Below are 18,662 nucleotides of genomic sequence, written 5' to 3' on the forward strand. Positions count from 1 at the left end.
ACCGACCGCGTGGTGACCCTGTCGTCCTTCGTGCACAGGACGGGCAATGCCCGCATCCACTTCGAGAACCTCAACCTGGCCGGGGAGTACGCCCCCATCGCCGCCTACGCCCAGTCCAAGCTCGCCAACCTGCTCTTCACGCTGGAGCTCCAGCGACGGCTCACCGAGGCGGGCTCGCCCGTACGCGCATTGGCCGCGCACCCCGGCTGGGCCGCCACCAACCTCCAGAGCAAGGACGCCAACGCCCTGCGCGGCGTCTCCCTCCGGCTGGGCAACCGGCTCTTCGCCCAGGACAGCGAGGCCGGGGCGCTGCCGACCCTGTTCGCCGCCGTTCAGGACCTGCCCGGCGCGAGCTTCGTCGGCCCCAACGGCCTGTTCGAGGTGCGCGGCGCCCCGGCCCTGGTCGGCCGTTCGGCGGCGGCCAGCGATCCGGTCACCGCCCGGCGCCTGTGGACCGTCTCGGAGGAACTGACCGGCGTCGCCTTCCCCGAACCCGCCCTGACGGCGCGGGGTTGAGAGCCCGTCACCGGCTGACGCGTACGGGACGCTCGGCGGCGGCAGCAGCGGCATCCGGTCGCGCCGACCGCCCGGGGCGCCGGTTCGCCGCCGCCACGCCCAGCACGCACACCGCCATCCCCACCAGCGCCGGCACCCCCGGCGCCTCGCCGAACATCGCGTACGCCCACACCGACGTGGTCGGCGGCGTCAGGTAGATCAGCGCCGAGGTACGGGTGACCCCGCTGTGCCGCACGCTCAGCCAGTAGAAGCCGTAGCCGCCCACCGTGGACAGCGCGACGGTCCACACCACGGCGAACCAGAAGCCGCCGCCGGACGGCGGCGCCGCGTGCCCGCCCACCAGGGCGACTCCGGCGAACAGCACCGCACTCGTCAGGCAGTGCAGCGGTATCGCGTCCATCGGCGACAGCGGCGCCCGCGCCCGCCGCTCCAGGAAGCTCGCCGCCAGCAGCGCCGCCATGGCCGCGAAGGGAAGTCCGTACGCCCAGGGCGTCACGGCCGACGTCCCGTACAGGTCGCCCTGTACGACGAGGGCGACACCGCCCAGCCCGATCGCGAGCCCGGCCCACTGCCGGGTGGTCACCGTCTCGCCGAGCAGCCGCCCGGCCAGGGCACCGGCGGCCAGCGGTTGCAGGGCGGCGATCAGCGCGGCGGTCCCGGCCGGTACGCCGAGCCCGACCGCCCACACGATCCCGCCCAGGTACCCGCCCTGCGACAGTGCGCCGATGACGGCCTGCTCGGCCATGGCGCGACCGGAGATTCTGCGCCGCCGGAAGAGCAGCCAGCCGCCGCCCAGCAGGGCGGCCGCCGCGATGAAGCGCCACATCAGCAGCGTGTCGGCGGGGGCCTCGCGGGTGCCGAGTTCGGCGCCGATGAAGCCGGAACTCCACATCACGACGAGGCCGACGGACGTGATCGCGGTGATGGGCATGAAGAGCCTCCACGAGCTACTGGGTATACCGGTCTGTTTAGTCGCTCGGGTACTAGACTAAACAGATCGGTATACCCGTCAAGTCACGCCGGGAGGGATCACGGCCCATGGAGACACTCACCCCCGCCGCCCGCCGCGTCCTGGACGCCGCCGCCGAGCTGTTCTACGGGCAGGGGATCAACGCGGTCGGCGTGGATCTGATCGCCAAGCACGCCGGAGTCACCAAGAAGACGCTGTACGAGCGCTTCGGCAGCAAGGAAGCGCTGGTCGCCGCGTATCTGCGCGAGCGCGACGAGCGGTGGCGGGGCTGGCTGACCGCCGAAGTCGACAAAGCGCCCCGGCAGGACCCGCCGGACCGCATCCTCGCCACCTTCGACGCCCTCGGCGCCTGGATGCACCGCGAGAACCCGCGCGGCTGCGGCTTCGTCAACGCCGCCGCCGAGCTTCCGGACACCGGCCATCCGGCCCGCCAGGTGATCAGCGACCAGAAGCACTGGCTGCGGGGCTATCTACGGGAGCTGTCCGAGGACGCGGGCGCCGAGGACCCCGACGCCCTCGCCGACGAACTGCTCCTCCTCCACGAGGGCGCGACCGTCCTGTACGGCCTGTCGGCCCTCCCCGACCCGGTCGGTACGGCGCGCGGGATGGCGCTACGAGCGCTGGAGCAGGCCGGGGTCGGCTAGGACTTGTCCGGGCGATCACGTGCGAAGCCGTGGACGTCGGCGTGGGCCCAGCCGACGGTGTGCATCCGGGCGACGCCACTGGCACCCGGTGCGGGGGCGCGGTCCGTCCTACCGGGCCGGACTCCGGTGATTGCCACCCGTCACCCAGGCTTGCTGCCGTTCCCGTGTCCGTTGGGATGCAGGACCACCTTGGTCCAGCCCTCGTCGCGGGCGTCGAAGTGCTCGTAGGCGGTGGGGGCCTCGTCCAGGCTGAGTTCGTGCGACACGACGAAGCTCGGCTTCGCCTTCCCGCCGGCGATCAGATCCCGCAGCGCCCGGTTGTACTTCTTCACCGGCGCCTGCCCCGTGCCCATGCGCTGGCCCTTGAACCACATCATGCCGAAGTCGATCGGGATCTTTCCCTGCGCCTCCAGCTCCCCCTGGGCCTCCGCACCGCCGGGATCCTCGGGCAGGAACACGCCCACCACGCCGATGTCGCCCGTGAACCTGACCGAGTCGATCAAGCTGTTGAGCGTGAGGCTGGCGTCCTCCTCTCCCTCGTTGTCGTGTGCCTGATAGCCGACGCACTCACAGCCATTGTCGGCGCCCAGACCGAGAGTGGCCTCCTTGACGACCTCCTCCGGGTCCTGCTCGGCGATGTTGATCGGGACGGCCCCGAGCTCCTCCGCCTTGCGCAGCCGGTCGGGCTGGTGGTCAGCCACCCAGACGCGGCCGGCGCCCTTGAGCAGGGCGGAGTAAGCCGCCATCAGCCCGACGGGACCGGCCCCGAAGACGATCGTCTGGTCACCTGGTTTGACGTGGGCCATCTCGGTGGCGTGATAGCCGGTGGGGAAGATGTCGGCGAGCATCACATAGTCGGTCTGCCGCTCGGCGGCGTCCTCCCCCAGACGCAGCGCGTTGAAGTCGCCGTAGGGCACGCGCAGCAGTTCCGCCTGGCCGCCCTGGTAGGGGCCCATGTCGGCGAATCCGTAAGCGGCTCCGGCGAGGGACGGTTCCGGCTGCATGGTCAGGCAGTAGTTGGTCAGCCCCCGTTCGCACTGCTTGCAGAAGCCGCAGGCGATGTTGAAGGGCAGAACCACATACTCGCCGACCTGGACCTTGCGGACGGCCGAGCCAACCTCCACCACCTGGCCCAGGTTCTCGTGTCCCAGGGTGCGGCCGGACTCGAGCGAGGTGCGGCCCTCGTACATGTGCAGGTCAGAACCACAGATATTGGTGGTGGTGATCTTGACGATGATGTCGCAGGGGTGCTCGATCTTCGCGTCCGGTACGTCCTTCACCGCGACCGTTCGCGGGCCTTGGTATACCGCTGCTTTCATGGTCGCAATCCCTTGATGTCGCGGCATGACCGGACGCGGTCCGTGGCTCCGGCATGCCTCTGCGGGTCGTTCACCCGGATCAGGTGCAACGGCGCCGCCGGCGGCTTGGGACGCGGCGCTCCGGCGCTTCGGCGCTCCGGCGGCGTGTCGTCCGGGTCCCCGTCGGCCCTCGACGCGAAACGGGCACACGCGCATCAATCAGCGCAATCTTCGACTCGGACCCCGGCTAGCCGATGAGGGTCTCCTTCGGACGGACCACGCAGAACTCGTTCCCTTCAGGGTCGGCCAGCACGGTGTTCTTGACGACCTTGCGGTCCGTCACCGGCATGAAGCCCGGCGACCACTCCGGGAAGCGGCCCTTCAGCTTGCGTCGGTGCCGCTGGCCCTGACGGTGATCCGCGCGTAGTCGTACCCGCCAGTCTCAGGCGACGGGGTGTAGGCGACCGTGAACGTCCGCCGTAGATCGCCGAAGTGGTCGGAGTACGACACCTCGGACGGGCTGGTGCGCTTCGGCTCGGCGGTGATCTCGTACGTACGAAGGAAGTCCTTGACGCTTGAGTCCTGGCCGTTGCCCACCTTGTACCGGAGCACCGCGGCGCCGTCCTTCTCCGTCTTGGCGTACGTCGGTGCGTAGTAGCGCCCCGCGGATGGATGCTGATCGTGGTGCATCCCCGCCTTGCGCTCCACCGTCTCCTCCGGACCGTCACCGGCCGGCGTGAGCAGCGCGACGGCCGCCCAAACGATCACGCCGAGCGTCCACACCACGCACAAGGCCAGGAACCACACCAGCCACCTGCGTCGGCGCGGCCTCTGCTCGTGGTCCTCGCCCTCCGGCCGGTCGGTGAGCATTGCCATGACTTCCCCCTGCGTCGGTCAATTACGGTGCCATAGTTGGCTGATGCGCCCACACCCTATTGATCGCCCGGCAGATCTCGATCAGGTCCGTGACTCCTATGACCGAGTGGCCGACAACTACGCGGACATGGTGCTGACGACGGGAATGGGCGACATCCGCCGCGACCCATGGCTCAAGGCATCGATCGACGCTTTCGCCGACACCGTGGGCGATCTCGGGCCCGTCCTCGACGTCGGCTGCGGGCCCGGCACGGTGACCGGCTACCTCGCCGAACGCGGACTCGACGTATCCGGGGTCGATCTGTCCTCCCGCATGATCGAGAACGCGCGCCGTCTTCATCCGGGATGCCGCTTCAGCGTCGCCTCCGCCACCGACCTCGACCTCGGCGAGGCGTCCCTCGGCGGCGTGCTCGGGTGGTGGTCACTGTTCAACCTCCCCCGCGACATCCTTCCTCAGGTTCTCGCCCACTTCGCGCGTGCCCTGATGCCCGGCGGCCACTTCCTCACGGCGACGCACGTCGGCGACGAGGACGCGGTGCGCACCGAGGCGTACGGAGGGGTGTCCGTTCGCTGGACGACGCACAAATGGCGGCCGGAACAGCTCGTGGACCTGATCGAGCAGGCCGGGCTACGCCCGGTCGCCGAGCTACGGCTCCCGGCGGATGAGACCAGAGGGCCGGGTGTAGTCATCATGGCCAAGCGCCCCGCCTGAACGCCGAGCCCGCGAGGAGGCACCCCCAACCGGCGGAGCCTGCGCTTCACCGGCGTGCTGCACACCTGGGGTTTCGCGCTCTACCTGGCCAGCAGCGACAGCTACGAGGACAACATCCTGCCCAGCGGACTGCCCGCTGGCGCCCCCGAGGAAGCCGACTGCGCAGGCGACCTCTACCTCAGCGGATCGGCCATCTGACCAACACCCCTCCACGAACTGCCGCGGAGCAGCACTAGATCCCGCCCCCCGGCCAGAACGGCCTCCGGCGTGTGGTGACCTCCCGACTGGTCCACCGGGAGAAGTTGAAGAACGCGAACCTGCCGTTCTTCACGCTGCGCGTCACCACGCTGCGGCCTGGTCCCATTTCGACGGTGTCCACCACATCGGGCGACTTGTTGGGGATCAGGTTGTGGTACACGAGCAGCCAGGCGAGGGTCACCAGGAGTGCCGCCATGCCGCTGCCCCAGCCCCACTTGACGGTCACCGGGGCCCCGGCGAGCCCGGAGATCCAGGCACTTACGTGCAGTCCGACGGGCACGATCCAGTAGAACGAGACCGGGACCAGGGCGAGCGCGGCTGCTGCGATCGGGATCAGGGCCAGCCAGTAGCCGGTTCTCTTGGCCGCGCTGTTCCAGTCGTCGACCGCCTCGCACCACACTACGGGCACGGCGAGTAGGGCGAGGCCTACGAGGGTGTGGACGGCTGTCACCGTCCAGTACGCCAGCATCGGGTAGACCAGCGCGCAAACCGCTAGCGCCAGAACGGTCTGCCCGGGCCGGCCGGGCAGACCGAGTTCCGTCGTCGTCGTGGACGACACCCACATGGCGAAGGCCACCACGGACATGACGGAGGCACGGTAGACGAAGATCCGGAAGAAGCCCAGTGCGGCGGCGAGCGACTTTTTGATGGACTTCGCAGCCTGTTCGGCACTGGCCAGCTGTGCCGCCCAGGCCTCCTTCTGCTTCTCCATCTCCGCCCGTGCCTCATCCCGTGCCTGTGCGTGGGCCTCGGCCACCAGGGCCCCGCGCTCCGCGCCGGCCCGCTCTGCTGCCATGGCGTCGGCGTTCGGGTTGCGGGCGAGCCGGAGGCCACTATCGAGGGTAATGACACTGAGGGTGGGGTTCTGCCCCGCCGTGACGGCCGGGAGCCGGTCCGCCAGGTATCCAAACAGGTCATCGACGCTCACATGCCCGTCCAGATCGAGGTCCGCCCGTCCGGTGGTCAGTCCTTCCACGACGGCCGAGGTGAAGTAGGAGGGGCTCTGCGGTTCCTGGCTCAAGGAATCCGCAGTCGGCTCATAGGCGCTCTGGATTGAAGTGGAGGAGGTGATCACGGCTCGGCCCTTTCCGCCGAACGAACCCCTGACGTCCACGTCCTCCTCTCCGCGGCTGCGCACTCCCTTGATAAACGCCCCGCTGTAGCAGCAGTCGAGGAGGACAACGACCCTGCGGCTGCGGCTGTGCTCCATCCAGGTGGCGATGTACTGGGCGTCTACCGCCGTCGCCTCGATCCGGTCCCGTTCGGTGTCGCGGGCGACGAAGCGCAGGACGTTATGGAGGTCCTTCCAGCCGTGGCAAGAGAGATGCAGCAGCAGGAGGTCGTCAGGGCCGGCCTCGCCGAAGAACTCGAAGATCTTCGTGCGCCATGTCCGCTCGGTCTGGTTCACGACCGTGGTGACCTGGAACCCACCGATCTCGGGATCCGCCAGCACCGCGCGTAGCGCGTTCGCATCGGCGGTCGCGGCGGGTAGTTCGCGGAACTGCTCGTCGTCGTGGTGCTGGTTGGCAATGATCAGGGCCTTCTTATTCATCGCCCTGCCCCACCGCGTCGTCGGAAAGGTGGGCGAGAAAGGTGGTGACCGCTTCCCTCCTTGCCTTGTCTGTCCCGCCGGTCAGCGTGATCCGGTGCGGCCCCACGGAGATGTCTATCGTTCCGGAGTTCCGGCGGGCGAGCCAGTCCTGAGCCAGTAGGACGAGCGACCGCACGGCCGGAGCTCCGGCCAGACCGAGGATCAAGGAGCTGTAAATCTCCGCACCCGAGGACCTCGAACCGGCAGGTGCGGCCGATGCCTGCGGGTGTGCCAGCGACACGATGCCAAGTTGCTCGATCTCCTCGATCAGGAAACCGACGGCCTCGTCGGCGGCCTCCGTCCCATCGGGATGGGTGAACCTCAGGAAAACCTCGATGTGATGACCCGTCATCCGATGCCCCCCGGCTGCTGTCGTGATCTGCCGGTACAGGATGGCACGGGCTGACCGCCCAAAAAGCCTGTCTCACCGGACTGTGCCACGAAGGGGTGGACGCGCCACATGCGGTGGCACCGGTAGGCGTATGACTGATGAGGACGCCGAAGGGCGTAGATCAGATAGCCAGTGCGGCCGCTCACCATGAGCATTGAACGGAGCCGCCCGAAGGCACGGGCCAAGGCGTGCGTGAATCGTCAACAGCCCTGCGTGGATTGACAAGGCCGGACGACGGCGCCCGCGCCAGCCTGAATTCCCGAGCGCACGACCACGGGCGCTCCGGACCGTCAGACAAGGAGTCCACACACGCGTTTACGTCACGCTCTCGTGACTGCCGCTCTCAGCGGCATGCTTGCCCTCGGCGCGGCGGCCGCGCCCACCCAAGCGGCATCGACGGACGCATCCGCGAACGTCGCGAACGAAGCACCGAACTGGATACCGTCGAACGTCCCCTCTGGTGCCCTGGCCTGCGACCTCGAGCCCGACGTGAACGGCTACGGGGGTGCCACCGTGACGAAGTCCATCTATCTCAGGACCGGTCCGAGCGCCACCTGCGGCAACATCTACCCCAAGCTCCTCGTGGACCAGCGGCTCGGCGGCTGGTGCGTCTACGAAAACGCGGCGGGAAACAAGTGGTACTACGTCAGCACCGGAGGCCAGGCGCCGTACGGCTGGATTTACGGCGGGAACGTCTCGGGCGAGAGCACGATCAAATCGCCCTGCTACGGATAGTTTCTCCGCCGGGCCGGAAGGGGGCGACGACGGGAGGCTGAGCCGGGGTGACGGGGCCTGTCATCTGCGGCTTTCCCGCCAACCGGCGGAGCCTGCCGGTCCGCCCCGGCATGGCGGGGGTGCCGGGGCGGACCGGGCCCGGATGCTGGTGCCATGCACGACTCCAGCCCCCACGCGGCGGCAGCCGAAGCGGAAGACAAGCGAGCGGTGCCCGCTCAGCCGGGCGTCATCGGCATCGCGCTCGCCGCCATGCTGTCGGCCGCGCTCGCGGAGGGAAGCTGGGAGTGGTTCTCCACCTACATCGGAGCGACCCTCCTCGCCCTGGTCTTCTGCTTCTACCGGCTGCCCGCCCGGACGCCCGGCCTCGGTTCCACGTACATGCGGAACCTCGTCGCGTACGCCCTGGTCGTCGGCCTCTGCGTGACGATCGCGCTGGCCCCCGCGCTCCAGCGCTGGTCGTGGCTGTTCCCCATGCCGGGTACCCGCGCCCGCTGTCCCGCGCTGGGCACGTACGAGGACATGCGGGCCGAGGCCGCGGTGGCGAACCTGGCCGGTCACGGCGGTGCCGCCCTGGTCCGCGCGCAGCAGGCCCAGAGCCACGTGGCCGTCGCCGACTGCCTCTCGGCGACGACCACCCGGTGGCTCCCGGTGTACGGCACCGGGGCGGCCATCCTGGTCGGCCTGGGCGTATGGGTCTTCGACCGATACCGGGTGCGGAAGAGACAGCCATGAAGGGCTGTTACGCGCTGTCCGCGTCCGCCGCCGGAGCCGGGCTGGGAGCGGACGCGGACTCCATCGCCTCCACGAAGCGGCGCACCGTCTCCGCGTCACACTCCCCGCGCACCGTTATCGACCGGCCGTTGGCGCTGATGACGACCGCGGGCGCGGTCGGACGCGCGGCACGCCACGCGGCGTACGACAGCCCGAGGTTCAGCGCCCCGAGCCCCTGACTGACCACCAGATCGATGATCTCCAGCTTCCCGCACGAGGGGCTCGGGATCATGTTCAGATCGGCATGCGCACGAACGTCCGTGTCCTGCCGCAGCCACCGGTACAGGTCGTGGATCGCGAGATCCCCATCATCCGCCTCGGCGCTGATCTCCACGCGCAGGGCGGCTTGCATCCGCTGTTCCATGGTTGCTCACGATAGGGCTGAGCGACCCGTATTTTGTTGCGATCTCAGCCCAAACGGTCTTCCCGGGCCCACCGTTGGGCCGTGGCCCAACGGCCCACCGCTCCGCGAACTGCGACACGAGGAACAGTCCGCGCCCCGTCTCGGCGTCCGGCGTCGCCGTGGTGAGCGCGGGCTGCCGCTCGCCACGGGCGTCCGACACCTCGATACGGATCGGGCCGGACGCGTCCAGCGGTGCGGTCAGCCGTACGTGGAAGTCCCGCCCGGGGACGCGTCCGTGACGCACCGCATTCGCGCACAGCTCGCTGGCGATCAGCGTGGTGATCTCGTTGGGGCTGGAATCGTACGGATACCCCCAGGCGGCCAGCCGGTGCGATACGAGCCGCCGCGCGAGCCGCGCACCGCGCGGTGTCGAGGTGAAGCGCATGGCGAACTCTCCGGGTACGGCGGGGATTTGTGCCTCGGTCGTACCCCGTGAGGGGGGATTTTCGGTCGTCATGGCAACGAGGGTGGCGGTCGTGTGCCTAGTCTCACCAGTAAGCGCGCCTGTACGGACAGTGTCTGTCGGACACGCGTGGGTGCGGAGGTAGGGGTGGTGACCCATGGCAGGTTCAGACAACTCGTCGGCATTCCTGAGGGGGTTCGGCAGGCAGCTGAAGCTGTTGAGGGAGGCGGCCGGGCTCACCCAGGCGGAGCTGGGGGCACGCGTCGGGTACAGCGCGGATCAGATCGCCTCGGTGGAATGCGGGCGCCGCATCCCCAAGCCGGACCTGATCGACAAGGCCGATGAGGTTCTGGGCGCCCGGGGCGTCCTCAAGGCGATGAAGGAGCAGTGCGCGCTGGAGCGGTATCCGGCGTTCTTCCAAGAAGCGGCGGAGATCGAACAGGAAGCCGCTGAGCTGTATTCGTACGAAAACCAGGTGTTCATGGGGCTGTTGCAGACGAAGGACTACGCGCGAGCCGTCCTGGGTATGCGTCGCCCCCTGTTGGATGAGGAGCTGATCGAGCAACGGGTCGCCGCGCGGCTGGACCGCCAAGCGATCTTCACCGTCAAGCCCGCACCCATCATGGGCTTCGTCATGGAGGAGGCCATTCTGCGGCGTCCCTATGGCGGGAAGCAGGTTCTGCGCGGACAGTTGGAACATCTGCTCCTCCTCGGGGAGAAGCGCAATGTGGAACTCCAGGTCATGCCAACGGACCGTGAGGACCACGCTGGAGTCGCTGGTCCATGCATCCTGATGGTCCCCAAGGGAGGTGTGCAGATCGCGTACTTTGAAGGTCAGGGGCACAGCACCCTGCTCACTGACCGGGAAGAGGTCCGCGTCATCGCCGCACGTTATGGGATTATCCGGGCCCAGGCTCTCAACCCACGGGAGTCGCTCAGTCTTATTGAGAAGGTGCTGGGAGAGCTATGAAGAGGGGCATAAGCGAGTTGAATTGGTTCAAGAGCAGCTACAGCGACAGCGAGGGCGGCGCGTGCGTCGAGGTCGCCATGGACTGGCATAAGAGCAGTTACAGCGGTAGCCAGGGCGGCGATTGCGTCGAGGTGGCCGCATGCCCAAGCACCATCCACGTCCGTGACAGCAAGGTCACCGAGGGCCCGATGCTGACGTTCCCGGCCACCGCGTGGGACGCCTTCGTAGGGTTCGCCACGAACGCCTGATTGAACAGTCCAGCCTGCTCAGTCCAAACTGGACAGGCTGGACTGAAGAAATTACGGTGGGGGTATGGCTGAGACCCCCCAACCCGGCATGTCCGCGTCCTCCGTGCAGGCCGCGCACGAGATCCGCGTCGTCGTGGGCCGCCTGCGGCGGCGGTTCCGGGAGTCGTACGACACGGAGGGGCTCACGCCGACCCAGACGTCCGTCCTCAGCAGGCTCAGAAGGGACGGGCCCTCCTCGGCCAGTGCCCTGGCCGCCGCCGAGCGCGTACGGCCGCAGTCCATGGCGATGACCCTCGGCGCGCTCGATGAGCGCGGTCTCATCGAGCGGCGGCCCGACCCCGATGACCGGCGGCGGCAGTTGATCTCGGTGAGCGAGGCGGGCCAGGCGTTCCTGGAGGACAAGCAGCGCGCGGGCGAGGAGTGGCTGTCCCAGGCCCTCGAATCCGGCTTCACCGAGGACGAGCGGCAGGCAATCATCAGTTCGCTGGCCCTGCTCGACCGGCTCAGCGACGCATGATCACACGGCTGATACGACGTACCACCAAGCCCCAGGCGCGCGGCGGTTTCGACCGCAGATTGCTCGCGCCGATGATGCTGGGGTCGATCCTCAACCCGGTCAACTCGTCCATCGTCTCCGTGTCGTTGGTGCCGATCGGCGCGGCCTTCGGGGCTCCGCCGTCGCAGACGGCCTGGCTGGTGTCGGCGCTCTACCTCGCGACCGCGATAGGGCAGCCGGTCGTGGGGCGACTTATCGACCTGTACGGGCCGCGCCGCCTCTTCCTCCTCGGGTCCGCGCTGACGGGGCTGTCGGGGCTGATCGGCGTGCTGGCCCCGAACCTGGCGACGCTGATCGTCGCGCGGGTGGTGCTGGGGTTCGGGACCTGCGCGGGCTATCCGGCGTCGATGTACCTGATCCGCAGCGAGGCCAGGCGTACGGGCCACGAGAGCCCCGCCGGGGTGCTGACCGCGCTCTCCATCGCCAACCAGACGGTGGCGGTCGTCGGTCCGTCGCTGGGCGGGCTGCTGATCGGGTTGGGTGGCTGGCGTACGACGTTCGCCGTCAACCTCCCGCTTGCCGCCGCCGGGCTGCTCCTCGGCTTCCTCCGGCTGCCGAAGACCCACCCGAGCCGGGAGCGCGAAGGGGCGGCCGGGCTGGACCTCCCCGGCATGGCGCTGTTCGCCGGGATGCTCATCTCGCTGCTGCTGTTCCTGATGGAGCCGGGGACGGGCCGCTGGTATCTGCCGGTGCTGATGGTGGTGGCGGCGGCCGGGTTCGCGGTGCGGGAGCTGCGGGTGGCGGAGCCGTTCATCGATCTGCGGGTGCTCGGCGGCAACGTACCGCTGCTGCTCACGTATGCCCGTATGCTCCTCGTCGCCGTCGTCTCGTACGTCCTGCTGTACGGGTACACCCAGTGGCTCCAGGAGGGGCGGGGGCTGTCCGCGTCGCAGGCGGGGCTGGCGCAACTGCCGCTGTTCCTGGCGGGGATCGCGGTGTCCACCGCCACCGGGCGGCGGGCCCAGGTGCGTGGCAAGCTGCTGGTCGGCGCGGTGGGGCAGATCGCCGTATGCCTTCTGCTGCTGACGCTCCAGCCGGACAGCCCGGTGTGGCTGCTGATCGTCATCGCGGTCGTCGCGGGCGTACCGCAGGGGCTGAACAACCTGGCCTTGCAGAACGCGGTGTACCACCAGGCCGACCCCGAGCGGATGGGCTCCTCGGCCGGGCTGCTGCGTACCTTCCTCTACCTCGGTGCGATGGTTGCCTCAGGCGCCAACGGCGTCTTCTTCGGCGCCCGCGCGGACACCGGCGGGATGCACGGGCTGGCGTGGTTCATGCTCGCCATCGCCGGTCTGTTCCTGGCGATCACGGTCGTGGACCGCTCGCTGAGCCGCGTCGGCTCGTCCTCTTCTTCCTGATGAAAGGCTCAACCGTCATGTCGGACACCGCACTGCTCGTGATGGACATCCAGAAGAGCATCGTCGACCGCATCGCCACCCCCGACTACCTGCCGCGACTGACTCAGGCGGTCGAGGCGGCCCGTAACGCCGGGATCCCCGTGCTGCATGTCGTGGTCGGCTTCCGGTCCGGCCACCCGGAGGCGTCCGGCCGCAACAAGACGTTCGGTGCGCTGCCCGAGGGGGCCTTCACGCTCAAGGACCCGGGCGCCGCCATCCACCCGGACATTGCGCCCCGGCCCGATGAGGTCGTGATCACCAAGAAGCGGATCAGCGCCTTCGCCGGGAGCGACCTGGAGATGGTGCTGCGTTCCGGCGGGTTGAGCCATCTCGTCCTGGCGGGCGTCGCGACCAGCGGCGTCGTACTGTCCACCTGCCGCCAGGCCGCCGACCTCGACTACCGGCTCACCGTGCTGGCCGACGGCTGCGCCGACGCGGACGAGGAGGTGCACCGGGTGCTCACCGAGAAGGTGTTCCCGCGCCAGGCCGAGGTGACGACCGTCGAGGAGTGGTCCGGGACGCTCAGCTGACCGGAGACCACATTCAGTTCGTGTGCGGTCGACCGTCTCGGATCCATGTGACCATGACCAGAGCCGCAGTGACGTACATCAGGACGCTGAAGGTCGCTACGGATTCGACGTACTGCTCGTAGCCCTCCGCGCGCAGCTGGAACGCGAGGAAACCAAGTGCGGTTCCCAGCGCGGTGGTAGCGGCGGACATGGCGACAAACGGCGTCTTTGTCATGGGTGCTTCCTCCAAGCCACGAGACGATTGATCACTGCCGAGGCTACACGCATTGCGATTCACCGCCGGAAGGGTTGTGGAGGGTCGGCCAAGCACCAACTCGCACCCCGCATCCGTCAGTTGCGTGCGGCGTCGTCCTGGTCAGCTCACGGAGAGGTGACGAGCGTCGAGGAGTGGACGAAGGCGGTCGGCTGAGCCGGTGGCGCTACGCTCCTGTGTTGTGCAGGAGACGCGTCTCGACACTGATCGGATCCGGGCGGCCCGCCGGGTCATCGACCCGATTTTTCTCGACACTCCGCTGTACCGCTGCGAGGCGTTGGAACCCGGCCTCGGGTGCGCGGTGAGCATCAAGCTCGAAACGGCGAACCCGGTCCGCAGCTTCAAGGCCCGTGGCACCGAGGTCGTCGCGAGCGCGCTCGCCGACGGTGGCGGCTCGCGAGCCGTGGTGTGCGCCAGCGCGGGCAATCTCGGTCAAGCCCTGGCGTGGTCCGGTCGCCACCGGGGGCTCGACGTGACCGTCGTGGCGTCCCGCTTCGCGACCGTGGCCAAGCTGGATCGCATCCGCGCGTTGGACGCCAGGCTGGAACTGGTGGACGGCGATCACGAGATGGCGCGCGAGCGGGCGGCGGCCGTCGCGCGGTATGACGGCATCCGGCTGGTCGAGGACAGCCTGGACATCGAGACCTGTGAGGGCGCGGCGACCATCGGCCTGGAGCTGGTGGCCACCGCGCCGTCGTTCGACACCGTCCTGATCGCCCTCGGCGGCGGGGCGCTGGCCACCGGCGTGGGCCATGTGGTGAAGGCCCTGGCGCCGGGGGTCGAGGTTCTCTGCGTTCAGCCGCTGGGCGCACCGGCGATGACGCGCTCGTGGCGCGGGCGGCGCGTCGTCACCACCGACTCGACCGACACCATCGCCGACGGCGTGGCCGGTCGGCGTCCCATCCCGGCCGTCCTGGACGACCTCCTCGTGGTCGCCGACGACGCCGTTCTGGTCCAGGAGGCATCGATCATCGCCGGTATGCGGCTGCTCCTGGACCAGGCCGGTCTCGTCGTCGAACCGTCGGCCGCGCTCGGCATCGCGGCGATCCTCGAAGACCGCGACCGCTTCGCGGGACGGCACGTCGTCACCATCGTGTGCGGCAGCAACGTCGACGTGGACGCGTACCGCGGCTGGGTCGGTGCGGGTGTGCGCCACTAGCGCGGCGTCGATCTGCGGGCTCAGGCGAGGGCGGCGACGAGCAGGGTGAAGGCGGCGATGATGACGGCGACGCGGACGTAGTGGAAGCGGTCCCAGCGGTTCGACTGCTGCTTCCAGTCGGCGGGCCGATTCTCGGGGGTCCACGTCTTGCTCCGGTTGTTGATCGGGACGAGCAGCAGGAGCGACATGATCACGCTGAGGATCAGCAGCGCGCCGGCGGTGACGACGAGGCCGGTGCCTTCGTGGTGCCGTCCGGCGATGGCCCAGACCGCGATGAGGACGAGCGAGCCGATGTACCAGACCGGCATCACGGCGCCGAGCATCCGGCCCCCGTGGGCGCGGCCGAGTTGGCCGCTGTCCTCGGGGAGGGCGCTGAGGATCGGGTTGATGACGAAGGCGACGGAGAACTCCACCCCCACCATCACGCCGAAGACCACGGTGGTGATGACCTCAAGTGCGGTGAGCATGACGATGACCCTCCCGGGGTCAAGCGATGCTAGATGATGGGGCAACACTAGACCTGCTGCCGCTCGTCTGTCTAGCGGTGATAGGATCGGGTTATGTCGGTACAGGAACGCAAGGAGCGCGAACGGGCGGGACGTGAGCGCCTCATCGTGGCGACGGCCCGCGAAATCGCCGAGCAGCAGGGCTGGGACGCGGTCACCACGCGCCGCCTCGCCGAGCGCATCGAGTACAGCCAGCCCGTCCTCTACAGCCACTTCCGCGGCAAGCGCGAGATCATCGGTGCGGTCGCCCTGGAGGGCGCCGCCGAGATGGCCGCGGCCGTGCGGGCCGCGGCCGCCGCCGCGGACGGCCCGCGCGCCCGGGTCACCGCCCTCGCCCGCGCCTACCTCGACTTCGCCGAGTCCAACCCGGCGGTCTACGACGCCATGTTCCTGCTCGACGGCGGCCTGGTGTTCGCGAAGGAGGACACTCCGGAGCCGTTGAAGGACGCCTTCGCCGCCCTGCTGGAGAGTCTCGGCGAGGTCGCCGGGGACGGCGTCCACCCGGGAGTGTTCACCGAGGTGTTCTGGTCGGCCCTGCACGGCCTGGCGACCCTGGCCCGGTCGGGCCGACTGCCGCCGGAGTACGCCGAGCGGAGGACGGAACTGCTGGTGGACCGGCTCGCCGTGATCTGACGCACCGTCCCGGCGGACATGCGGCCGGGCTCCTCGGGCCCGGCCGCATGCCCGCGGCATCCAGCGCACCGGTCCGCACCAGGAGGTCTGGCCCCGGCTGTTGCCGCCTTGGCCGCGATGTCGGTGGTCGTCGGTCGGTTGTAGGTGGCGTGTCGGTGGGGCCTGGAACCCTTCCTCACCATGACCACTGACATCACGATCATCGGTGCCGGGCTCGGCGGACTGACCCTCGCCCGCGTCCTGCACGTCCACGGCATCCCGGCCACGGTCTACGAGGCGGAGGTCTCTCCGACGGCGCGTGCGCAGGGCGGAATGCTCGACATTCACAAGGACAGCGGACAGCCCGCTCTGCGGGCGGCGGGGCTGATGGACGAGTTACGCGGCCTCATCCTGGAAGGCCGCCAGGCGATACGGGTTCTCGACCGGGACGGGACCGTCCTGTTCGAGCACGCCGACGACGGTACGGGCGGCAACCCCGAGGTGCTGCGCGGCGAGTTGCGGCAGATGCTGCTCGACTCGCTCCCGGACGGCACCGTCCGGTGGGGCCACAAGGTGACCGGTACCCGTGCCCTCGGTGAGGGCCGCCACGAGGTGACGTTCGCCGACGGCGCCACCGTCACCACCGGTCTGCTGGTCGGCGCGGACGGCGCGTGGTCGCGGGTCCGGCCACTGCTTTCCGCCGCGGCGCCCGAGTACATCGGCATGTCGGCCGTCGAGACCTGCCTGTTCGACGCCGACACCCGGCACCCGGCCGCCGCGAAAGCGGTCGGCGGCGGGTCGCTGTTCGCGCTCGCGCCGGGCAAGGGGCTCCTGGCGCACCGGGAGCGGGGCGGCACCCTGCACACCTACGTGATGCTCGCCCGGCCGCGGGACTGGTTCGCGAGCATCGACTTCACCGATTCCGCCGCGGCCGCCGCACGGATCGCGCGGGAATTCGACGGCTGGGCGCCGGAACTCACCGCGCTGATCGCCGACGGTGACACCGCACCGGTCCTGCGGCCTCTCCACGCCCTGCCCGTCGAGCACCGATGGCGCCGGGTGCCGGGGGTGACCCTGCTCGGCGACGCCGCCCATCTCGCGCTCCCGAACGGCGAGGGCGCCAACCTGGCCATGTGCGACGGCGCCGAACTGGGCAAGGCCCTCGCCGCGCACCCCGACGACGCCGAGGCCGCGCTCACCGCGTACGAGCGGGCCATGTTCCCCCGCAGCGCCGCGGCCGCCGCCGAAGGCAGCCAGGTCCACGAGATGTTCTACGGAGCGGGTGCACCCCACAGCCTGATCAACCTGTTCACCGGCCACGAGGCAGGAGAATGGCCAGCATGACCATGGTGAAGGACATCGATGCCCGCGGTATGCGGCATTGCGAGACGACGGCGCTGGGCGTGTTGCTGCGGCATGAGGGACTCGACCTGTCCGAGCCCATGCTGTTCGGACTCGGCTCCGGGCTGTCCTTCATCTACTGGGACAGCAAAGCCGTGGGCTTTCCCTTCCTGGGAGGCCGGGTCAAGCCGTTCGAGCTCACCAGGAACCTGGCCGCCGCGCTCGGGCTCGAGCTGCTGGTCGGGGAGACCACCTCCCCGCGCAAGGCATGGCAGAACGTGGCGGCACCCATCGACGCCGGCCGGCCGGTCGGTCTTCAGCTCGACAGCTACCACCTGGACTACTTCCGCACCAAGGTGCACTTCGGCGGGCACGTCGTGGCCATGTACGGCTACGACGAACAGAACGCCTACCTGGTGGACACCGCCCCGCAGGGCGGAGCCGTCTCGACCGGCCTCTCCGGCCTGGCCAGGGCCAGGGCCGAGCGCGGCCCCATGACCGCCAAGCACCGCTCGTTCATCATCACGGCGCCCAGCGGCCTTTCGTCACCGCTGACGTCGCCGCGGGACCGGATCATCCCCGCGATCAAGACCTGCGCCGACGCCTTCCTGAACCCGCCCATCGCGAACCTGGGACACCGGGGCATCGAGAAGGCCGCCCAGCACGTGCCGAAGTGGCTCCGGCGCAGCGACAATCAGGGCGAGGACCTGCCACGGGCCGCCGACCTCATGGAGAGGGCGGGCACCGGCGGTGCCCTGTTCCGCAATCTCTACCGGGACTTCCTCGCCGAGTGTGCCCAGCTGATCGACAGCAGCCACCTGCGCACCGGCCACCGCCTGTACGCCGAGGCCGCCACCCTCTGGACACAGGTGGCCGCGCTCATCGCGGCAGCGGGCGAAACCGGCGACGCGACGAACCTCATACAGGCCGGCTCTCTCCTCCACGAGCTCTCGCGCGTCGAACGCGAGGCGATGCGGGCACTCAGCAAGCTCTAGCGGGCCTCGGTTCCGCCGGTGTCGTCCAGGAGCGCCGTGGTGATGCGTTCCAGGGACGCGGTGAGGCGGCTGCGGTCGGCGGCCGTCACGGGGGCGACGTAGTACCGCTCCACGATGCGGGCGTGGACGTCCACCGCGTGGACGAACGTCTGCTCGCCCTCCGCGGTCGCCTCCACCAGCGTGACCCGGCGGTCGTCGGGCGACGGTACGCGGCGGACCAGGCCCGCTTCCTCCATGCGGTCGATCAGCCGCGTGACCCCGCCGCTGGTCAGGATGAGGTCCTGGGCGAGGGCGCGTTGGGAGACCTGCTCCCCGGGGTCCTTGCACAGCCGGATCAGCACCTCGAACATCACATGGCTGATCCCGGACTCCGCCCGCATCGCGGCGTTGATGCGCTGCTCCAGGTGGGTCGCCGCCTTCAGCAGCAGGCCGAACTCGTGGACGAGGGGCCCGCGGGCCGCCTCCGCGGCGGTGCGCTTGTGTGCCCCCATGGCGTGTCTGCCTTCCCGTATGGATCTTGCGGGCAG

Annotated in this window: 25 protein-coding genes; 15 read left to right on the plus strand and 10 right to left on the minus strand. The window is 69.4% G+C overall.

The window, feature by feature from the left end; genetic code table 11:
- Positions 1-516: oxidoreductase (locus tag SSOG_RS34205; protein WP_039939327.1), on the plus strand; the 516-nt coding region annotated here is incomplete at its 5' end.
- A 7-nt stretch (positions 517-523) separates the two neighbouring features.
- On the opposite strand, the gene SSOG_RS34210 is transcribed toward SSOG_RS34205, so the two are convergent.
- Complete coding sequence (locus tag SSOG_RS34210; protein ID WP_009718843.1) at positions 524-1,447, minus strand: DMT family transporter; 924 nt, start codon at positions 1,445-1,447, stop codon at positions 524-526.
- Between the two features lie 107 nt (positions 1,448-1,554).
- Here SSOG_RS34210 and SSOG_RS34215 point away from each other — a divergent pair, with 107 nt between their 5' ends.
- Positions 1,555-2,130: a TetR/AcrR family transcriptional regulator gene (locus SSOG_RS34215; RefSeq protein ID WP_009718844.1), complete on the plus strand. Its 576-nt coding sequence runs from the start codon at positions 1,555-1,557 to the stop codon at positions 2,128-2,130.
- A 140-nt stretch (positions 2,131-2,270) separates the two neighbouring features.
- On the opposite strand, the gene SSOG_RS34220 is transcribed toward SSOG_RS34215, so the two are convergent.
- Positions 2,271-3,449, minus strand: coding sequence for a glutathione-independent formaldehyde dehydrogenase (locus tag SSOG_RS34220; RefSeq protein WP_009718845.1), 1,179 nt, complete (start codon positions 3,447-3,449; stop codon positions 2,271-2,273).
- Between the two features lie 360 nt (positions 3,450-3,809).
- Entirely contained in the window at positions 3,810-4,304 is a 495-nt protein-coding gene (locus tag SSOG_RS34225) for a hypothetical protein (RefSeq protein ID WP_009718846.1), read from the minus strand.
- 43 nt (positions 4,305-4,347) lie between these two features.
- Here SSOG_RS34225 and SSOG_RS34230 point away from each other — a divergent pair, with 43 nt between their 5' ends.
- Both SSOG_RS34230 and SSOG_RS52695 read left to right on the plus strand, forming a co-directional pair.
- Positions 4,348-5,016 (plus strand): methyltransferase domain-containing protein, encoded by a 669-nt coding sequence (locus SSOG_RS34230; protein ID WP_039939332.1) that lies wholly within the window; start codon positions 4,348-4,350, stop codon positions 5,014-5,016.
- A gap of 54 nt (positions 5,017-5,070) precedes the next feature.
- Entirely contained in the window at positions 5,071-5,214 is a 144-nt protein-coding gene (locus tag SSOG_RS52695) for a hypothetical protein (protein ID WP_154686011.1), read from the plus strand.
- Between the two features lie 34 nt (positions 5,215-5,248).
- Here SSOG_RS52695 and SSOG_RS47065 read toward each other — a convergent pair whose 3' ends face one another.
- Positions 5,249-6,826, minus strand: a complete 1,578-nt coding sequence (locus SSOG_RS47065) for a caspase, EACC1-associated type (protein WP_009718848.1) — start codon at positions 6,824-6,826, stop codon at positions 5,249-5,251.
- Entirely contained in the window at positions 6,819-7,217 is a 399-nt protein-coding gene (locus tag SSOG_RS34240; RefSeq protein ID WP_009718849.1) for a hypothetical protein, read from the minus strand. Before SSOG_RS34240 ends, SSOG_RS47065 begins: the two co-directional genes overlap by 8 nt.
- 369 nt (positions 7,218-7,586) lie before the next feature.
- Here SSOG_RS34240 and SSOG_RS34245 point away from each other — a divergent pair, with 369 nt between their 5' ends.
- Positions 7,587-7,991, plus strand: coding sequence for a hypothetical protein (locus SSOG_RS34245; protein WP_009718850.1), 405 nt, complete (start codon positions 7,587-7,589; stop codon positions 7,989-7,991).
- Between the two features lie 153 nt (positions 7,992-8,144).
- A complete protein-coding gene (locus SSOG_RS34250) occupies positions 8,145-8,723 on the plus strand; it encodes a hypothetical protein (RefSeq protein ID WP_009718851.1) in 579 nt (192 codons plus the stop codon).
- 7 nt (positions 8,724-8,730) lie between these two features.
- Here the strand turns inward: SSOG_RS34250 and SSOG_RS34255 are convergent, their stop codons facing one another.
- Together SSOG_RS34255 and SSOG_RS49280 are read right to left on the minus strand one after the other, a co-directional pair.
- Complete coding sequence (locus tag SSOG_RS34255) at positions 8,731-9,126, minus strand: effector-associated constant component EACC1 (protein ID WP_009718852.1); 396 nt, start codon at positions 9,124-9,126, stop codon at positions 8,731-8,733.
- Positions 9,071-9,550, minus strand: coding sequence for an ATP-binding protein (locus SSOG_RS49280; RefSeq protein ID WP_009718853.1), 480 nt, complete (start codon positions 9,548-9,550; stop codon positions 9,071-9,073). Before SSOG_RS49280 ends, SSOG_RS34255 begins: the two co-directional genes overlap by 56 nt.
- A 175-nt stretch (positions 9,551-9,725) precedes the next feature.
- Between SSOG_RS49280 and SSOG_RS34260 the strand changes: the two genes are divergently transcribed.
- The 5 genes from SSOG_RS34260 (at position 9,726) to SSOG_RS34280 (ending at position 13,269) form a co-directional block, all read left to right on the plus strand.
- On the plus strand, positions 9,726-10,538 hold the full coding sequence (locus SSOG_RS34260) for a helix-turn-helix domain-containing protein (RefSeq protein ID WP_009718854.1): 813 nt from the start codon (positions 9,726-9,728) through the stop codon (positions 10,536-10,538).
- Positions 10,535-10,786 (plus strand): DUF397 domain-containing protein, encoded by a 252-nt coding sequence (locus SSOG_RS34265; protein ID WP_009718855.1) that lies wholly within the window; start codon positions 10,535-10,537, stop codon positions 10,784-10,786. Before SSOG_RS34260 ends, SSOG_RS34265 begins: the two co-directional genes overlap by 4 nt.
- 64 nt (positions 10,787-10,850) lie before the next feature.
- Positions 10,851-11,303, plus strand: coding sequence for a MarR family winged helix-turn-helix transcriptional regulator (locus tag SSOG_RS34270; RefSeq protein ID WP_039939334.1), 453 nt, complete (start codon positions 10,851-10,853; stop codon positions 11,301-11,303).
- On the plus strand, positions 11,300-12,700 hold the full coding sequence (locus tag SSOG_RS34275) for an MFS transporter (protein ID WP_009718857.1): 1,401 nt from the start codon (positions 11,300-11,302) through the stop codon (positions 12,698-12,700). Before SSOG_RS34270 ends, SSOG_RS34275 begins: the two co-directional genes overlap by 4 nt.
- A 17-nt stretch (positions 12,701-12,717) precedes the next feature.
- On the plus strand, positions 12,718-13,269 hold the full coding sequence (locus tag SSOG_RS34280; protein ID WP_039939335.1) for a cysteine hydrolase family protein: 552 nt from the start codon (positions 12,718-12,720) through the stop codon (positions 13,267-13,269).
- A gap of 13 nt (positions 13,270-13,282) precedes the next feature.
- Here SSOG_RS34280 and SSOG_RS34285 read toward each other — a convergent pair whose 3' ends face one another.
- On the minus strand, positions 13,283-13,483 hold the full coding sequence (locus tag SSOG_RS34285) for an SCO3870 family protein (RefSeq protein ID WP_009718859.1): 201 nt from the start codon (positions 13,481-13,483) through the stop codon (positions 13,283-13,285).
- A gap of 220 nt (positions 13,484-13,703) precedes the next feature.
- Here SSOG_RS34285 and SSOG_RS34290 point away from each other — a divergent pair, with 220 nt between their 5' ends.
- On the plus strand, positions 13,704-14,681 hold the full coding sequence (locus SSOG_RS34290) for a threonine ammonia-lyase (protein ID WP_009718860.1): 978 nt from the start codon (positions 13,704-13,706) through the stop codon (positions 14,679-14,681).
- A 20-nt stretch (positions 14,682-14,701) separates the two neighbouring features.
- On the opposite strand, the gene SSOG_RS34295 is transcribed toward SSOG_RS34290, so the two are convergent.
- Positions 14,702-15,148: an anthrone oxygenase family protein gene (locus SSOG_RS34295; RefSeq protein ID WP_009718861.1), complete on the minus strand. Its 447-nt coding sequence runs from the start codon at positions 15,146-15,148 to the stop codon at positions 14,702-14,704.
- Between the two features lie 93 nt (positions 15,149-15,241).
- On the opposite strand from SSOG_RS34295, the gene SSOG_RS34300 reads away from it, so the two are divergent.
- The 3 genes from SSOG_RS34300 (at position 15,242) to SSOG_RS34310 (ending at position 18,135) form a co-directional block, all read left to right on the plus strand.
- A complete protein-coding gene (locus SSOG_RS34300) occupies positions 15,242-15,820 on the plus strand; it encodes a TetR/AcrR family transcriptional regulator (RefSeq protein WP_009718862.1) in 579 nt (192 codons plus the stop codon).
- 180 nt (positions 15,821-16,000) lie between these two features.
- Entirely contained in the window at positions 16,001-17,143 is a 1,143-nt protein-coding gene (locus SSOG_RS34305) for an FAD-dependent oxidoreductase (RefSeq protein WP_009718863.1), read from the plus strand.
- Positions 17,140-18,135 carry a BtrH N-terminal domain-containing protein gene (locus tag SSOG_RS34310; RefSeq protein ID WP_009718864.1) on the plus strand — a complete coding sequence of 332 codons (996 nt, stop codon included), beginning with the start codon at positions 17,140-17,142 and terminating at the stop codon, positions 18,133-18,135. Before SSOG_RS34305 ends, SSOG_RS34310 begins: the two co-directional genes overlap by 4 nt.
- Here SSOG_RS34310 and SSOG_RS34315 read toward each other — a convergent pair.
- Positions 18,132-18,626, minus strand: coding sequence for a MarR family winged helix-turn-helix transcriptional regulator (locus SSOG_RS34315; protein WP_009718865.1), 495 nt, complete (start codon positions 18,624-18,626; stop codon positions 18,132-18,134). The genes SSOG_RS34310 and SSOG_RS34315 overlap by 4 nt on opposite strands.
- Positions 18,627-18,662 lie beyond the last annotated feature (36 nt).

The sequence above is a fragment of the Streptomyces himastatinicus ATCC 53653 genome (assembly GCF_000158915.1).
In the GTDB taxonomy this organism is placed as follows: Bacteria; Actinomycetota; Actinomycetes; order Streptomycetales; family Streptomycetaceae; genus Streptomyces; species Streptomyces himastatinicus.

What these genes read in the sequence shown, in the direction of transcription:
- SSOG_RS34240 (WP_009718849.1), bottom strand. Translation starts at nt 7,217, where the DNA reads ATGACGGGTCATCACATCGAGGTTTTCCTGAGGTTCACCCATCCCGAT.
- SSOG_RS34210 (WP_009718843.1), bottom strand. Translation starts at nt 1,447, where the DNA reads ATGCCCATCACCGCGATCACGTCCGTCGGCCTCGTCGTGATGTGGAGT.
- SSOG_RS34300 (WP_009718862.1), top strand. Translation starts at nt 15,242, where the DNA reads ATGTCGGTACAGGAACGCAAGGAGCGCGAACGGGCGGGACGTGAGCGC.
- SSOG_RS34295 (WP_009718861.1), bottom strand. Translation starts at nt 15,148, where the DNA reads ATGCTCACCGCACTTGAGGTCATCACCACCGTGGTCTTCGGCGTGATG.
- SSOG_RS34255 (WP_009718852.1), bottom strand. Translation starts at nt 9,126, where the DNA reads ATGGAACAGCGGATGCAAGCCGCCCTGCGCGTGGAGATCAGCGCCGAG.
- SSOG_RS34270 (WP_039939334.1), top strand. Translation starts at nt 10,851, where the DNA reads ATGGCTGAGACCCCCCAACCCGGCATGTCCGCGTCCTCCGTGCAGGCC.
- SSOG_RS34260 (WP_009718854.1), top strand. Translation starts at nt 9,726, where the DNA reads ATGGCAGGTTCAGACAACTCGTCGGCATTCCTGAGGGGGTTCGGCAGG.
- SSOG_RS47065 (WP_009718848.1), bottom strand. Translation starts at nt 6,826, where the DNA reads ATGAATAAGAAGGCCCTGATCATTGCCAACCAGCACCACGACGACGAG.
- SSOG_RS34250 (WP_009718851.1), top strand. Translation starts at nt 8,145, where the DNA reads ATGCACGACTCCAGCCCCCACGCGGCGGCAGCCGAAGCGGAAGACAAG.
- SSOG_RS34285 (WP_009718859.1), bottom strand. Translation starts at nt 13,483, where the DNA reads ATGACAAAGACGCCGTTTGTCGCCATGTCCGCCGCTACCACCGCGCTG.
- SSOG_RS34230 (WP_039939332.1), top strand. Translation starts at nt 4,348, where the DNA reads ATGCGCCCACACCCTATTGATCGCCCGGCAGATCTCGATCAGGTCCGT.
- SSOG_RS34305 (WP_009718863.1), top strand. Translation starts at nt 16,001, where the DNA reads ATGACCACTGACATCACGATCATCGGTGCCGGGCTCGGCGGACTGACC.
- SSOG_RS34315 (WP_009718865.1), bottom strand. Translation starts at nt 18,626, where the DNA reads ATGGGGGCACACAAGCGCACCGCCGCGGAGGCGGCCCGCGGGCCCCTC.
- SSOG_RS34310 (WP_009718864.1), top strand. Translation starts at nt 17,140, where the DNA reads ATGACCATGGTGAAGGACATCGATGCCCGCGGTATGCGGCATTGCGAG.
- SSOG_RS49280 (WP_009718853.1), bottom strand. Translation starts at nt 9,550, where the DNA reads ATGCGCTTCACCTCGACACCGCGCGGTGCGCGGCTCGCGCGGCGGCTC.
- SSOG_RS34215 (WP_009718844.1), top strand. Translation starts at nt 1,555, where the DNA reads ATGGAGACACTCACCCCCGCCGCCCGCCGCGTCCTGGACGCCGCCGCC.
- SSOG_RS34220 (WP_009718845.1), bottom strand. Translation starts at nt 3,449, where the DNA reads ATGAAAGCAGCGGTATACCAAGGCCCGCGAACGGTCGCGGTGAAGGAC.
- SSOG_RS34280 (WP_039939335.1), top strand. Translation starts at nt 12,718, where the DNA reads ATGTCGGACACCGCACTGCTCGTGATGGACATCCAGAAGAGCATCGTC.
- SSOG_RS34265 (WP_009718855.1), top strand. Translation starts at nt 10,535, where the DNA reads ATGAAGAGGGGCATAAGCGAGTTGAATTGGTTCAAGAGCAGCTACAGC.
- SSOG_RS34275 (WP_009718857.1), top strand. Translation starts at nt 11,300, where the DNA reads ATGATCACACGGCTGATACGACGTACCACCAAGCCCCAGGCGCGCGGC.
- SSOG_RS34225 (WP_009718846.1), bottom strand. Translation starts at nt 4,304, where the DNA reads ATGGCAATGCTCACCGACCGGCCGGAGGGCGAGGACCACGAGCAGAGG.